This is a genomic window from Paracoccus sp. SCN 68-21, assembly GCF_001724535.1.
Taxonomy (GTDB): Bacteria; Pseudomonadota; Alphaproteobacteria; order Rhodobacterales; family Rhodobacteraceae; genus Paracoccus; species Paracoccus hibiscisoli.
The window spans coordinates 1-13,507 of sequence record NZ_MEES01000041.1; the positions used below are offsets into that span (position 1 = coordinate 1).

At 70.0% G+C, this 13,507-nt stretch carries 10 protein-coding genes and 1 pseudogene; 3 read left to right on the forward strand and 8 right to left on the reverse strand.

Annotated elements, in window-relative coordinates:
• Positions 1–1,463 (reverse strand): annotated as a pseudogene (locus ABS73_RS11895) (hypothetical protein); the annotation flags it as partial.
• 202 nt (positions 1,464–1,665) lie between these two features.
• Between ABS73_RS11895 and ABS73_RS11900 the strand changes: the two are divergent.
• The gene (locus ABS73_RS11900; protein ID WP_277024822.1) at positions 1,666–2,577 is read left to right on the forward strand and encodes an SIMPL domain-containing protein; all 912 of its coding nucleotides are present in this window, start codon (positions 1,666–1,668) and stop codon (positions 2,575–2,577) included.
• A 36-nt stretch (positions 2,578–2,613) separates the two neighbouring features.
• Here the strand turns inward: ABS73_RS11900 and ABS73_RS11905 are convergent, their stop codons facing one another.
• Both ABS73_RS11905 and ABS73_RS11910 read right to left on the reverse strand, forming a co-directional pair.
• Complete coding sequence (locus tag ABS73_RS11905) at positions 2,614–3,897, reverse strand: O-acetylhomoserine aminocarboxypropyltransferase/cysteine synthase family protein (protein WP_277024824.1); 1,284 nt, start codon at positions 3,895–3,897, stop codon at positions 2,614–2,616.
• A gap of 124 nt (positions 3,898–4,021) precedes the next feature.
• Complete coding sequence (locus ABS73_RS11910; protein ID WP_277024827.1) at positions 4,022–4,864, reverse strand: AAA family ATPase; 843 nt, start codon at positions 4,862–4,864, stop codon at positions 4,022–4,024.
• Between the two features lie 173 nt (positions 4,865–5,037).
• On the opposite strand from ABS73_RS11910, the gene dksA reads away from it, so the two are divergent.
• Positions 5,038–5,460, forward strand: a complete 423-nt coding sequence (gene dksA, locus ABS73_RS11915) for an RNA polymerase-binding protein DksA (protein WP_136855127.1) — start codon at positions 5,038–5,040, stop codon at positions 5,458–5,460.
• Positions 5,461–5,544: 84 nt separating this feature from the next.
• Positions 5,545–6,669 (forward strand): FAD-dependent oxidoreductase, encoded by a 1,125-nt coding sequence (locus ABS73_RS11920; RefSeq protein ID WP_277024829.1) that lies wholly within the window; start codon positions 5,545–5,547, stop codon positions 6,667–6,669.
• A 59-nt stretch (positions 6,670–6,728) separates the two neighbouring features.
• Here ABS73_RS11920 and glmM read toward each other — a convergent pair whose 3' ends face one another.
• From glmM to ABS73_RS11945, 5 genes are all read right to left on the reverse strand, one after another.
• Positions 6,729–8,072: a phosphoglucosamine mutase gene (gene glmM / locus ABS73_RS11925; RefSeq protein WP_277024830.1), complete on the reverse strand. Its 1,344-nt coding sequence runs from the start codon at positions 8,070–8,072 to the stop codon at positions 6,729–6,731.
• Positions 8,069–9,061 (reverse strand): dihydropteroate synthase, encoded by a 993-nt coding sequence (gene folP, locus ABS73_RS11930; RefSeq protein WP_277024833.1) that lies wholly within the window; start codon positions 9,059–9,061, stop codon positions 8,069–8,071. The genes glmM and folP overlap by 4 nt, the downstream gene beginning before the upstream one ends.
• Before the next feature lie 8 nt (positions 9,062–9,069).
• Positions 9,070–9,852 carry a dihydroneopterin aldolase gene (locus tag ABS73_RS11935; RefSeq protein ID WP_277024835.1) on the reverse strand — a complete coding sequence of 261 codons (783 nt, stop codon included), beginning with the start codon at positions 9,850–9,852 and terminating at the stop codon, positions 9,070–9,072.
• Between the two features lie 58 nt (positions 9,853–9,910).
• Positions 9,911–10,561, reverse strand: coding sequence for a cell wall hydrolase (locus tag ABS73_RS11940; RefSeq protein ID WP_277024837.1), 651 nt, complete (start codon positions 10,559–10,561; stop codon positions 9,911–9,913).
• A gap of 269 nt (positions 10,562–10,830) precedes the next feature.
• On the reverse strand, positions 10,831–13,371 hold the full coding sequence (locus ABS73_RS11945) for a putative PEP-binding protein (RefSeq protein ID WP_423805198.1): 2,541 nt from the start codon (positions 13,369–13,371) through the stop codon (positions 10,831–10,833).
• Positions 13,372–13,507 lie beyond the last annotated feature (136 nt).

Consider the following 13,507-nt stretch of genomic DNA (forward strand, 5'->3'; position numbering starts at 1 on the left):
GCCTGGGTCGCGGCGGCTGTGGCCTCGGCCGAGGGTGCGGGCGCAGCGGGCGCTGCAAGCGGTGGCGCGGGCTGCTGGGCCACGGGCTCTGCTGCTGCGGTTTCCTGCGGTTCGGGGTCGGCGGACAGGTTGGGCCCGGCCATCTGGGCCGGATCGACCCCCTGAGCCGCCTGCGCAGGCGGCGGGCTGGCCGGATCGGCCGCTTGCGTGTCCGGCGGGCTGGCAGGCAGCAGCGCCGACGGGGCCGTGGCCTCCGGGGCAGCTGCGGTCGCGGCGGGTGCGGGCGATGCAGGCTGCTGGGCCTGTGCAGGCTCGGGGGTGGTCACGCGGGCCTGAGCAAGGGCCTCTGCCAGGGCAATGTCCAGCGCATCGGGCTGTGCATCGGTCTGGGCGGCCTCGGGCGCGGGAGTCGCGGGCAGGGCGGCGGCAGGCTCTGCCACGGGTTCAGGGGCGGGGGCCGGTTCGGGAACGACCTCGGTCGCCGCGACGGGAGCTTGGGCGATCTGCTGGTCGGGGGCCGGGCGACCCAGAAACAGCAGCGCCATGACCAGCAGGAAGGCCAGCCCACCCACCATCACCGGCAGGCGCGCAGGGTCCAGCCTGCGCAGCCGCTCGGCCAGGCCGGGGGCGCTGGCGGCGGCTGCAGGCGCGTCGGTGCGGTTCAGCCGCGCGGCGGCGGCGCGGGTGTGGACGGCCTCGGCCCGGGGCGACAGGCGCTTGGCCGAGAGGGGCGGCGTCTGGCCGTGGCGGATCACGGCGGCGCGGGCCGTATCGGCATCGGTTGCCTCCACCGGTGCGGCGGCTGCCGTGACTACGGGCGCGATGACCACATGCGGGGGGATGCGCGACACGACGGGTGCGGCGGGCGCGGGCGTGGAGGTGGCCTCGACCTCGATCACCGGGGCGGTGACGCGGGCCTGGGTCAGATCGGGCGCGCTGAAGGGGCGGCGGTTGAACTGCTCCTGCACAAGACGCGAGGGGCCGAAATCGGGGTGGCCGTCAAAACGGTCATCGCCCGGACGCGCCTGAAAGCCCGAGGGGCGGAACCCTTGGGCGCGGGCGAAATCCTCGGCCTCGTCCAGGGTGCGGCGGGCCACGGCGGCGACGCGCAGGGTCTCGATGTCGCCATTGGCGGCGGGGCACCAGTCAAAGGCCAGGTCATCGGCGCCATAGGGGGTCGAGGCCTCCAGCGCACGCGCAATGGTTGCGGCCGTGTCCGACCCGAAGGGCACCGTCAGCACGGTATACAGGATCTGGTCGTCCGGGATCACCAGGACGGTGTCCAGCTCTCCGGCCTGGCCGCCCGCCTCTTCGCGCAGGCTGTTCAGGACCGCGGCCAGGTCGCCCCCGGCAAAGCGGGCCTGGCCCAGGGATTGCCAGCCGGTGCCGTCCCGGCATTCCAGCCGCACGGCCTCCTGGGTAAAGCTCATGGCGAATTCGGGAGGTGCTGCGTGCTGGTTCATGGCTGTCTTCACTGCTCGGGGTGCGTCGCGTGGGCGTGCCCGCAACGTCGTTGTTCATCTTCCATCACTACCGCAAATTGTGGAGTGTTGAAAGAAGAACTGCCAGATCTGTGATCGCTTTTGCGCGTGAAAGGGCTAGGAAGCCGCCCCGGCGCAGGGCATCAACCATCGCAGTGACCCCGCCATCGGAAAGGATATCCTGATGCGACCCCACCTTCGTGCCACTGCCGCCCGCAGGCTTGCGCTGTCCGCCGCCATGACCGCCCTGCTGGCGGCGCCTGCGCTGGCCGCACCCATGGTCTGCGGCCATGCCGGCCCCTCGCGCCTGACCGTCACTGGCGAGGGCCAGTCCCGCATCGCCCCCGACATGGCGACCGTCCAGCTGGGCGTGACCACCCAGGCCGACACCGCCAGCGCCGCGATGGAGGAGAACAGCACCCAACAGCGTGTCGTGATCGACGCGCTGACCGGCGCGGGCATCGAAGAGGCGCAGATCCAGACCGCCGGTCTGAACCTGAACCCGCTGATGCAGTACGGAGAGAACCAGGCGCCGACCGTCACCGGCTATCAGGCGACGAACACCGTGCAGGTGCGCGTGACCGACATGGCCCGTCTGGGCGAGGTTCTAGACGCCATCGTCGGCGCCGGCGCGAACGAGATCAACGGCATCACCTTCACCCGCGAGGACGGCACCGAGGCGCTGGACGACGCGCGCCGTGACGCCGTCACCGATGCCCGCCGCAAGGCTGAGCTGCTGGCCGAGGCCGCGGGCGTCGAGCTGGGGCCGATCCTGACGCTGCGGGACATCCAGACCGGCCAGGGGGGCCCACGCCCGATGATGCGCATGGAGGCCGCGATGGCCGACAGCACCCCCGTCCAGCCCGGCCAGGTCGAGATGACCGCCCAGGTCGAGATCGACTATGCCCTGGCGGGCGACGCCGCCTGCGCGCCCATGCGCGGCCCGCGCCAGGGCGGCCCGGTCCACCCGCCGATGCATGGCGACGGCGCGCCCACCCCGAGTGAGCCCATCGTGCCGGGCATCGTCGAACCGCTGCCCGACGCCCCCCAGATGGACGCGCCCGAGGCCGGCGAGACCGAAGCCCCGGCGAACTGATCCTCATGCGGGCCGGGTCACCCCGGCCCGCATCCTTCAGGCGGTGGCGCGTGCCAGCGCCTGATCCAGATCGGCGATCAGATCGTCCGCATCCTCGATGCCCACCGACAGGCGCACGATCTCGGGGGCGGCACCGGCGGCGCGTTGCTGCTCTTCGGTCAGCTGGCGGTGCGTGGTCGAGGCCGAATGGATGACCAGCGACCGCGCATCGCCCAGGTTCGCCACATGGCTGAACAGCGCCAGCGCATCGACCAGCCGGACCGCCGCCTGATAGCCGCCCTTCACCGCAAAGGTGAACAGCGCGCCCGCACCCTTGGGATACAGCCGCCGTGCCGTGGCGTTCCAGGGAGAGCTTTCCAGCCCCGCATAGGTCACCCGCTCGACCCGCGGATCGGCCTCCAGCCAGACGGCGACCTTTTGGGCGTTCTCGACATGGCGGGCCATGCGCAGGGGCAGGGTCTCGATCCCCATCAGCGTGTAATGCGCGCCCTGCGGGTTCATCGTCATGCCCAGATCGCGCAGCCCAACGGCGATTCCGTGAAAGGTGAAGGCCATCGCGCCGAAGGTCTGGTGGAAGACGGTGCCGTGATAGGCGGGCTCGGGCGCGGACAGGCTGGGGAACTTGTCGCTGGCCGACCAGTCGAAGGTGCCGCTGTCCACGACCACGCCACCCGTGACGGTGCCATTGCCGGTCAAGTATTTCGTCAGGCTGTGCACGACCAGCGTGGCACCCATCTCGATCGGGCGGCACAGATAGGGTGTGGCCAGCGTGTTGTCCACGATCAGCGGCACCCCCGCCGCATCGGTGATGGCCGCCACCGCCGGAATGTCGGTCACCGCGCCGCCCGGATTGCTGATCGATTCGCAGAACACCGCCCGGGTGTCCGCGTCGATCGCCGCCCGCAGCGCGTCGGGGTCGTCGAAATCGACGAATTTCGCGGACCACCCGAACCGCCGGATCGTAAGGCTGAACTGCGTGACCGTCCCACCATACAGCCGGGTGGAGGCGACAATGTTGCGCCCGGGCGCCATCAGCGGAAACAGCGCCATGATCTGCGCCGCATGGCCCGACGAACAGCAGACCGCGCCCGCGCCCCCCTCCAGCGCGGCCACCCGCGCCTGCAACGCGGCCACGGTCGGGTTGGTCAGGCGCGAATAGATGTATCCGACCTCCTGCAGGTTGAACAACCGCGCCGCATGATCGGCATTGCGAAACGCATAGGCCGTCGTCTGATAGATCGGCACCTGCCGCGCGCCCGTGGCGGGATCGGCCTCGGCCCCCGCATGAATCGCCCGCGTGTCAAAGCCCTGTCCGCTCATCGCATCCTCCTCCCTGAAAACCGCCTGAACCCTAGTCCGTCACCCCACGCCCCGCCAATCCCCGACCCTTCTTCTTCAGAAAAATATCCCGGGGGGAGTCCGCAGGACGGGGGGCAGCGCCCCCCTAGCGACCCTGGCGGCGCGCCATAAAGGCCAGCTTTTCGAACAACGCCACATCTTGCTCGTTCTTCAGCAGCGCGCCGTGCAGGCGGGGCAGCATCGTCGCGGCGTCGCGCTTCAGATCCTCGGGCGCCAGATCCTCGGCCAGGATCAGCTTCAGCCAGTCCAGGAACTCGCTGGTCGAGGGCTTCTTCTTCAGCCCCGGCACGTCGCGCAGCTCCATGAACTGCGCCAGCGCCATCTCCAGCAGGCGCGGCTTCAGCCCGGGGTGATGGACCGCCACGATGGCCTTCAACGTCTCGGCATCGGGAAAGCGGATATAGTGGAAAAAGCACCGCCGCAGGAACGCGACGGGCAGTTCCTTCTCGTTGTTCGAGGTGATGATGACCACCGGCCGATGCGCCGCGCGCACCGTCTCTCCCGTCTCGTAGACATGGAACTCCATCCGGTCCAGCTCCTGCAACAGGTCGTTCGGGAACTCGATATCGGCCTTGTCCACCTCGTCGATCAGCAGCACCACGCGGGACGGCGCGGTGAAGGCCTGCCACAGTTTGCCGCGGCGGATATAGTTCGACACCTCGTTGACCCGCGCATCGCCCAGCTGGCTGTCGCGCAATCGGCTGACGGCGTCGTATTCATACAGCCCCTGCTGCGCCTTGGTGGTGGATTTCACATGCCATTCGATGATCGGCATCCCCAGGCTGGTCGCCACCTGCCGCGCCAGTTCGGTCTTGCCGGTGCCCGGCTCACCCTTGACCAGCAGCGGGCGTTCCAGCGTCATGGCGGCATTGACGGCCATCGCCAGGTCGGGTGGCGCCACATAGCGGTCGGTACCGGTAAACTGCATGGAAACTCTCCTTTTGCGTGAGCCGCTTGGCCGAACCTGCCCGGTCGGGGCGGCCAGTCTGCACACAACGCATGATCTGTGCCCTGAACCCTAGTGACAAGCAGGACGTCATACTTTATGGGGGCGCGCAAGGTGCCGGAAATTTTGCTCCGCCCGGCGCCGCCGGAGGACGTATGAAAGCCCAGACCTTCCTTCCCCAGGATTATCGTCCCGCCGAGGACGAACCCTTCATGAACGAGCGTCAGCTCGAATATTTCCGGCGGAAACTGGAAGCCTGGAAACAGGAACTGCTGGACCAGTCGGCCGAGACGCTGGAGGGACTACAGGACAGCGCCCGCGCCGTTCCCGACCTGGCCGACCGCGCCAGCGAGGAAACCGACCGCGCGCTGGAACTGCGCACCCGCGACCGTCAGCGCAAGCTGGTCAGCAAGATCGACCAGGCCCTGCGCCGCATCGAGACCGGCGATTTCGGCTATTGCGAGATGACCGGCGAACCGATCAGCCTGCGCCGTCTGGACGCCCGCCCCATCGCCACCATGACGCTGGAGGCGCAGGAGCGTCACGAGCGCAAGGAACGCGTCCACCGCGACGACTGATCCGCGCCGGCGAACCGCCGCAGCAAGGCCCCGCCCCCGCGCGGGGCTTTCTGGCATTCGACGCGACATCCGAAGGGAACCCGCATGACCGCGCTGCGCGACCGCCCCGTGACCGTGATCGGCGCCGGAATAGGCGGGCTGACCGCCGCCTTGGCGCTGGCCCGGCGCGGCGCGCGGGTGATGGTGCTGGAACGCGCGCCCGCCCTGACCGAGGTCGGCGCGGGCATCCAGATCTCGGCCAACGCGGTCCGGGTCCTGGATGCGCTGGACCTTGGCCCGGCTTTGGACGCCGCCGCCCTGCGCAACCGCGCGGTGCAGCTGAACGATGCGCGGGGCCGCCGCGTGCTGCGCATGGACCTGATGCGCCACCGCCCCGATGCCCGGTTCCTGCTGATCCATCGCGCCCGGCTGATCGACCTGCTGGCCGATGCCGCGACGCAAGCCGGCGTCACCCTCCAGCTGGGCTCTGACGCGACGTCCGCTCCGGGCGACCGCCTGACCATCGCCGCGGACGGGTTGCGCAGCACCCATCGCTCCACGCTGAACGGCCAGCAGGCCCCGTTCTTCACCGGCCAGACGGCATGGCGCGCGCTGATCCCCGATGCAGGCGGCCCGCCCGAGGCACAGGTCTTCATGGCCCCCGGTCGCCACCTCGTCAGCTATCCGCTGCGCGGCGGCCTGCGCAATATCGTCGCCGTAGAGGAGCGCCGCGACTGGCAGGACGAGGGCTGGTCCCACCCCGGCGACCCGGCGCTGCTGCGGCGCAATTTCGCGGGAATTGCCGGCCCGGTGCCCGGCTGGCTGGCAGCGGTGACGCAGGTGCATCTCTGGGGCCTGTTCCGCCACCCCGTGGCGCCGCGCTGGCACGACGACCGCCTGGTCCTGTTAGGGGATGCCGCCCACCCGACGCTGCCCTTCCTGGCACAGGGCGCCGGCATGGCGATCGAGGATGCCTGGACCCTCGCCGCCTGCCTCGACGCCGACGCCGATCAGCCGCGCGCCCTAGCCCGCTATCAGGCGCTGCGCGTGCCCCGCGTCACTTGGATCATCGACGCGGCCAACGCCAATGCCGGGAACTATCACCTCGGCGGCGCGAAACGGTTGGTCGCGCATGGCGTGCTGCGCCTAGCGGACCGACTGGCACCGGGGCTGATGCCCGGACGCTTCGACTGGCTCTACGACCACGACCCGGTTGCCGTGACCCCCTGAGAACGCAGCGCGACGGCGGGGGGTGCGGGGGGCTGGCCCCCTGCCGTCGCGGGACGTAATCAGGCGGCGTGCTCGACCGCCGCGACGATCCCGTCGACCACTTCGCGCAGGACGGCCTCGTCCTCGGCCTCGGCCATCACCCGGATCAGCGGCTCGGTCCCCGACTTGCGGATCAGCACCCGGCCCGATCCGGCCAGACGCGCCTCGGCATCCGCGATCACCCGCTTGACCGGCTCCGCCGCCAGCGGGTCGGCCCCCGCGGCATAGCGCACATTCTTCAGCATCTGCGGCACCGGGTCGAACTGGCTGACCAGGGCGCTGGCCGCCAGGCCGGTCTCGGCCATCGCGCCCAAGACCTGCATCGCCGCGACCAGCCCGTCGCCGGTGGTGGCATAGTCGGTCATCACGATATGGCCTGACTGCTCTCCGCCCAGGTTGAATCCGCCCTCGCGCATCCGCTCGACCACATAGCGGTCGCCGACTTGGGTGCGTTCCAGCCGCAGGCCGCGCCCCGACAGGTAATGCTCCAGCCCTAGGTTAGACATGACTGTGGCGACCAGCGCGCCCCCCGCCAGGCGACCCTGATCGGCCCACCGGCCGGCCAGCAGCGCCATGATCTGATCGCCATCGGCCACGCGCCCGGTCTGATCCACGATCACCACCCGGTCGGCATCGCCGTCCAGACTGATGCCCAGATGCGCGCCATGCGCGCGGACCGCATCGGCGCAGGCCTGGGGATGGGTGCTGCCCACACCGTCATTGATGTTGAAGCCGTCCGGCTTGACCCCTAGGGGAATCACATCCGCGCCCAGTTCCCACAAGACCTCGGGGGCTGCGCGATAGGCCGCGCCATGGGCGCAATCCAGCACCACCTTCAGTCCGTCCAGACGCAGGCCCGCCGGAAAGGTGGTCTTGGCATATTCCATATAGCGCCCGCGCCCGTCCTCGATCCGCTTGGCGCGGCCGATATTGCCGGGCTGGGCCGGGTCGATCTGGCCTGTGACGATGGCCTCGATCTCGGCCTCGGCCTCGTCGGACAGCTTGAAGCCGTCTGGGCCGAAGAACTTGATGCCGTTATCCTCGGCCGGGTTGTGGCTGGCCGAGATCATGATCCCCAGATCGGCCCGCATCGAGCGCGTCAGGAACCCCACCGCAGGCGTCGGCACCGGCCCCAGCAGCAGCACGTTCATGCCCGTGCTGGTCAGCCCCGCCGTCAGCGCGTTCTCCAGCATGTAGCCCGACAGGCGCGTGTCCTTGCCGATCACGACGCGATGCCGGTTGCGCCCGTCGCGGCGGAAATAGCGCCCGGCGGCGGCGCCAAGGCGCAGCGCCATCTCGGCGGTCATCGGATGCGTATTGGCGCGCCCGCGCACCCCGTCGGTTCCGAACAGCCTGCGGGTCATTGCCCTGCCTCCCTCGTTTCGTTCAGGGCTGCGACCAGCCGCAGCGCCTGTGCATGCTCTGCCACGTCGTGGACGCGGTGGATCTGGACGCCCTGGGCGATGGCCGCCACGGTCAGGGCCAGCGTACCCGGCACCCGGTCCGCAGGCAATTCAGCGCCCCCGATCCGGCCGATGAACCGTTTGCGCGACACGCCCAGCAGGATCGGACAGCCCAGCCCATGATACAGCGAAATCCGGCGCAGGATGGCCAGGTTATGCGCCTCGGTCTTGCCAAAGCCGATGCCGGGGTCGATCACGATGCGGTGGCGCGGGATGCCCGCCGCCACCGCCCGCGCGATCCGCGCCTCCAGCGCATCATAGACGTCCAACAGCACGTCGTCATAGCGCGGATCGTCCTGCATGGTCTGGGGCAGGCCCTGCGCGTGCATCAGACAGACGGGCACGCCCGCCCGCGCCACCAGCCCGGGCAGGTCCGCGTCAAAGTCGAACCCCGACACGTCGTTCACCATTCCCGCGCCCGCCTGCAGCGCGGCTTGGGCCACCGCCGCCTTGCGGGTGTCGACCGATACGGGCAGCAACCCGCGCGCGGCCTCCAGCGCGGGGCGGATGCGCGCGATCTCATCGGCGGGGGTGATCTCCTCCGCGCCGGGGCGGGTCGATTCGCCGCCGATATCCAGCAGGTCGGCCCCTGCCGCCGCCAGCACGCGGCACTGGTTCACCGGATCGTAATGACCGCCATCGGAGAAGCTGTCGGGGGTGGCGTTCACGATGCCCATCAGGCGGGGGCGGTCCAGCGCCAATCCCATCAGCGGCGGCCGGGGCGCGGTCAGCGCGGCGATCACCGCATCCGGGGCGTCGGTCACGACGCGGGGGGCGTGGCCGCGCTGCAGGCATTCCAGCGCGCTGAACCCGGTCCAGCCCCCGGCCAGCGGCCAGCGGCCCCCCTGGGCCTGGGGAATCGGGCGGTAATACAGACGGTCCGTGGACATGGCCGGGATCAGTCGCAGGGAAGGCGGGCCACGGTGACGCCGTCGGGCGCCTCGGGCAGCGGCACCTGCGGGGGCAGCGCGAAATCGACGCGATGCGCCCCGAGGCGCCCGGCCAGCCACAGCGCCAGGCTGTCGGCGGTATCGCCCGCGGGAGGCGCGTCGGCGGCCAGCCGCGTGGGGGCCCAGATCACCGGCTGGCGCAGCTGGATCGCGGCGTCCAGCTCGGTCCGCGTCTCGGCCACCTCCAGCGACAGCGCGTCGGCCAGGGTCCAGGCCGCCTGGTCCAGCGCCAGCAGCGCCAGCCTGCGACCGTGCGGTCCGGCCGGAACGGGCGCGTCATGGCGCGGCACGATCACGACCGCGCCCTGCGGGACGGGTGCGCCCGGCCCGTGCACCAGAACGGTCACCGGCGCCTCGACCCCGGTGGCGGGCACGCGGCCGCGATGGCGGATGATCGACACGCCAAGCGCACCCGGACCGCGATCCAGCTTTTCGACGCTGACCTGGATGCGGGCGGCGCGGGGATGGGCCAGAACCTCGGCGGCGATGCGTTCGGCCAGGGTCTCGACCAGGTTATAGCGCTGATCGGCCATCGCCGTGTCCACGGCCTGGGTCAGAACGTCATAGGACAGGACGTGATCGACATGATCCTCGGCCCCCGCGACGGTCTCGCGCAGGTCCACGGTCAGGTTGAAGCGCAGGCGCTGATCCTGTCCGCGTTCGGACTGAAAGGCGCCGATGTCGGCCGAGAGCACGTGGTCGCGCAGAAAGATGCGGTCGGGATGTTCCATAGCCGCCATTCACCCGAAATCTGTGGCATGGGCAAGCCCCGCCGCAGCCGCAGCCCCTTCAGTTCGAGGCGACGCGCTGGTTGCCACGGTAAAAGATGTGCCGGCCGATCTGCACGGTGCGCTGGAACCGGTGGGACCAGGCGGGGCTGACGGCGGGGGTGTGGAAATAGGTCGCGCCGCCGGTCAGCTGGCGCGGGGCGCCGGCCAGCGCCTCGGAGGCGATGTCCTGGGCGCGCAGATAGGCGACCTTGTTGCGGATCGGCTTGGCGCCGCCGATGGTATAGCTGAACTGGCTGGGCTGGTTGATCACGCCGCAGACGGTCGAGGGAAAGGTGCCGCTGTCCACGCGGTTCAGGATGACCTCGGCCACGGCCAGCTGGCCCTGACGCCCCTCTCCGCGGGCCTCGTGATACAGAGCCTCGGCCATGCAGTTCAGGTCGTCGCGCGAAAAGCCGCGGCGCGTGCTGGCCAGGTGCAGCGTCTCGACCGGGGTGTCGGGGGCGATCTCCAGCGGAGCGGGTTCGGCATCGGTGAACAGCAGAGGCGTGGGACGGGGGGCATTGGCGGCGGCCTGGAGGGCGCCGAACATCCCGGCATCGGCGGAAAACAGCGATCCGTTGCCTCCGGCCGAGGCAGTCGTGGTCAAAAGGGGCAAGGCTGTGACGGCACAGAGACAGGCGCGCGCCAGCCGGTTGGGCAGCTTGGGCATGGTCAGTCCTATATCAGACCCGTGTTGACGGGCCATTAATGCCCGGTCGAACAGGAACAGACTGTCACGCCGGGCGGGCTGACGAAGTAATTAGGTTTTTCACGACCCACACGGCCATCCCACAACCGCGTGAGATCCCGAACAGGCCCGTTCAGGCCAACTTTGGGCAGCATTCCGCCAGCCGGTTTTGTGCAGACAGGCGGGTTCCGGCGCATCTTGCGTTATGTGCAATCATATGGATGGCAAATCCGCAACTGCCAGTTGCAGAATCAGCGCAGGGGCGCTGCAGCCCGTCCCCGGATCGCGGATTGGGCCGCCGCCAGCCGCGCGACCGGCACCCGGAACGGTGAGCAGGAGACGTAATCCACCCCTGCCTGATGGCAAAACGCGATGGATTCCGGGTTGCCGCCATGCTCGCCGCAGACGCTGATGGTGATGCCGGGTTTCTGCTGGCGGGCGCGCTGAACGCCGATCAGGACCAGCTCTCCGACGCCGTCCTGGTCCAGGACGTGGAACGGGTCCTCGGCATAGACGCCCTGGCCGACATAGGCGCCCATGAAGCGGCCCGCATCGTCGCGTGACAGGCCATAGGTCATCTGCGTCAGATCGTTCGTGCCAAAGGACAAGAAGGCCGAATGGGCGGCGATGTCGCCGGCCCGCAGCGCGGCGCGGGGCGTTTCCACCATCACGCCAAGGCGATAGGTGAAATCGGTGCGGCGTTCGTTTCTGACGGCGGCGGCGACGGCGTCGATGCGGGTCTTGACCAGCTCGACCTCGCGCATGGCGCTGACCAGGGGGATCATGATCTCGGGGACGATGGGGTCGCCCTTGAGGCTGGCATCGACCGTCGCCTCGAAGATGGCGCGGGCCTGCATGTCGTAGATTTCCGGCACCGTGATCCCCAAGCGCACGCCGCGCATGCCCAGCATCGGGTTGAACTCGGTCAGAGCCTCGACGCGGCGGGTGACGTCGGACAAGGGCAGGTCCAGTGACTCGGCCAGCTCGCGCAGCCCCTCGCGGTCATGGGGCAGGAATTCGTGCAGCGGCGGATCGAACAGGCGGATGGTGACCGGCAGCCCGGCCATGATCTCGAACAGGCGGGTGAAGTCCTGGCGCTGCATGGGCAGGATGCGTTCCAGCGACAGGCGGCGATCGTCGGGGGTGTCGGCAAAGATCATCTCGCGCATGGCGGGCAGCCGCTCGGCGTCAAAGAACATGTGCTCGGTCCGGCAGAGGCCGATACCCTGGGCCTGAAAGCGGCGGGCGGTCTCGGCATCCTCGGGGGTGTCGGCATTGGCGCGCACGCCCAGGCCACCTGCCTCGGCCGCCCAATCCATCAGCTGGGTGAAGGCATCGTCCAGCGCCGGGGGCAGCAGCACCGCCGCGCCCGCCAGAACCTCGCCCGAGCTGCCGTCGATGGTGACCTCGTCGCCCTCGCGCAGGGTGCGGCTGCCGGCGCGGACGGTGCGGGCGCGGGCGTCGATGGTCAGGCCGCTGGCGCCCACGATGCAGGGCAGGCCCAGCCCGCGTGCGATGACCGCCGCGTGGCTGGTCGTGCCGCCCCGTTCGGTCAGCACCGCGACCGAGGCATGCATGCCGCGGATATCCTCGGGGATGGTCTCTCGGCGCACCAGGATGCAGGGCTCTCCGCGGGCATGCGACGACTGCGCAGCGGCGGCGGTAAAGACGATGCGCCCGGTGGCGGCACCCGGGCTGGCGTCGATGCCGCGCGCGATCACGTCACGCGGCGCACGCGGGTCGACCTGGTGGTGCAGCAGATCGGCCAGGGCGCGCGGTTCGACCCGCATCAGCGCCTCCTCGGGGGGGATGATGCCGTCGCGGGCCAAGCTGACGGCGATGCGCACGCTGGCGCGGCTGCCGCGCGTCACGCGCACCGCGTCGATGACGCTGATCCGGCCGCCGGTGACGACGAACTCGATCTGCATCTCCTCGCGCAGACGTTCGCGGGCGGCGATGCCAAAGCGGACCAGGTCGGCGAAGATCTCGGGCGCGGTCTCCTCCAGCGAGGGGCCGCGATCGTCGCGGGTCAGATACAGCGTCTCGGCCCCGGTGCCGATGGTGGCGCCGTGGCGCTGGCCGCGAAAGCGCCCGGTGACGCGCGGTGTGCCTGTGACGGGGTCGATGAACTGGATCGTGCCAGAGCCGCAGATGCCGGGCCCAAGCGCCAGTGCCATCTCCTGCACCACCAGGCCCAGGGGCGCATCGGCGGGCGCGCCCTTGGCCTGACGCAGCAGGCGCGCCGTGGGGCCGTCCCAGGCCCGTGCCATGCTGCGCAGCACCTGGTTCAGCTGTTCGACCGGGTCCTGGGGGAAGGGCTGGTCCATCTCGTCGTGATAGCAGCGCAGGGCATCGGCCAGCGCGCCGTCGCCATCCTGGCTGAACATGTCGGGGTCCAGCCGCGCGATGTGGATGGCATAGCTTTGAACAAAGGACAGATAGACCGCATCGGCGTTCTGCCGCCCGATGGCCGCGGCCAGCCGCCCGTGCAGCGCGTCGTTGATGCCCACGTTCAGCACCGTGCCCGGCCCGCCCCATTCCGGCATGACGGCCGAGGGGCGCACGCTGACCAGACCGCTGCCCGCGAAAACCTCGGCCAGGACGTCGGGGGCCACGGGGCGCCCCTGCGCGATCATGCGCACGGCATCGGCAGAGATCGCAAAGCTGCGCGGCACGGGCAGGTCCATGCGGACCAGCCGCTGCAGGCATTTCGCCCGCCAGCCGTGATCGGCACGGTCGATCCGCCCCGAGGGGGTGATCAGCGTCGCCTGAGAGGGGTGGGGCATGTCCATGGGGGCAGAGCATGGCGGTCCGACGCCCATGCCGCAAGTGCGAAAACGTATGGCCCGCCCCGTCTGCAAGCGGCAATTTTTGATGACATGATCAGTCTGCACAAACGTATCCGGCATGTCGGCACAAAGGCCGCCG

Excerpts from the sequence above, each read along its gene's own strand:
- ABS73_RS11900 (WP_277024822.1), top strand. The coding sequence starts at position 1,666 with ATGCGACCCCACCTTCGTGCCACTGCCGCCCGCAGGCTTGCGCTGTCC.
- ABS73_RS11905 (WP_277024824.1), bottom strand. The coding sequence starts at position 3,897 with ATGAGCGGACAGGGCTTTGACACGCGGGCGATTCATGCGGGGGCCGAG.
- ABS73_RS11910 (WP_277024827.1), bottom strand. The coding sequence starts at position 4,864 with ATGCAGTTTACCGGTACCGACCGCTATGTGGCGCCACCCGACCTGGCG.
- dksA (WP_136855127.1), top strand. The coding sequence starts at position 5,038 with ATGAAAGCCCAGACCTTCCTTCCCCAGGATTATCGTCCCGCCGAGGAC.
- ABS73_RS11920 (WP_277024829.1), top strand. The coding sequence starts at position 5,545 with ATGACCGCGCTGCGCGACCGCCCCGTGACCGTGATCGGCGCCGGAATA.
- glmM (WP_277024830.1), bottom strand. The coding sequence starts at position 8,072 with ATGACCCGCAGGCTGTTCGGAACCGACGGGGTGCGCGGGCGCGCCAAT.
- folP (WP_277024833.1), bottom strand. The coding sequence starts at position 9,061 with ATGTCCACGGACCGTCTGTATTACCGCCCGATTCCCCAGGCCCAGGGG.
- ABS73_RS11935 (WP_277024835.1), bottom strand. The coding sequence starts at position 9,852 with ATGGAACATCCCGACCGCATCTTTCTGCGCGACCACGTGCTCTCGGCC.
- ABS73_RS11940 (WP_277024837.1), bottom strand. The coding sequence starts at position 10,561 with ATGCCCAAGCTGCCCAACCGGCTGGCGCGCGCCTGTCTCTGTGCCGTC.
- ABS73_RS11945 (WP_423805198.1), bottom strand. The coding sequence starts at position 13,371 with ATGGACATGCCCCACCCCTCTCAGGCGACGCTGATCACCCCCTCGGGG.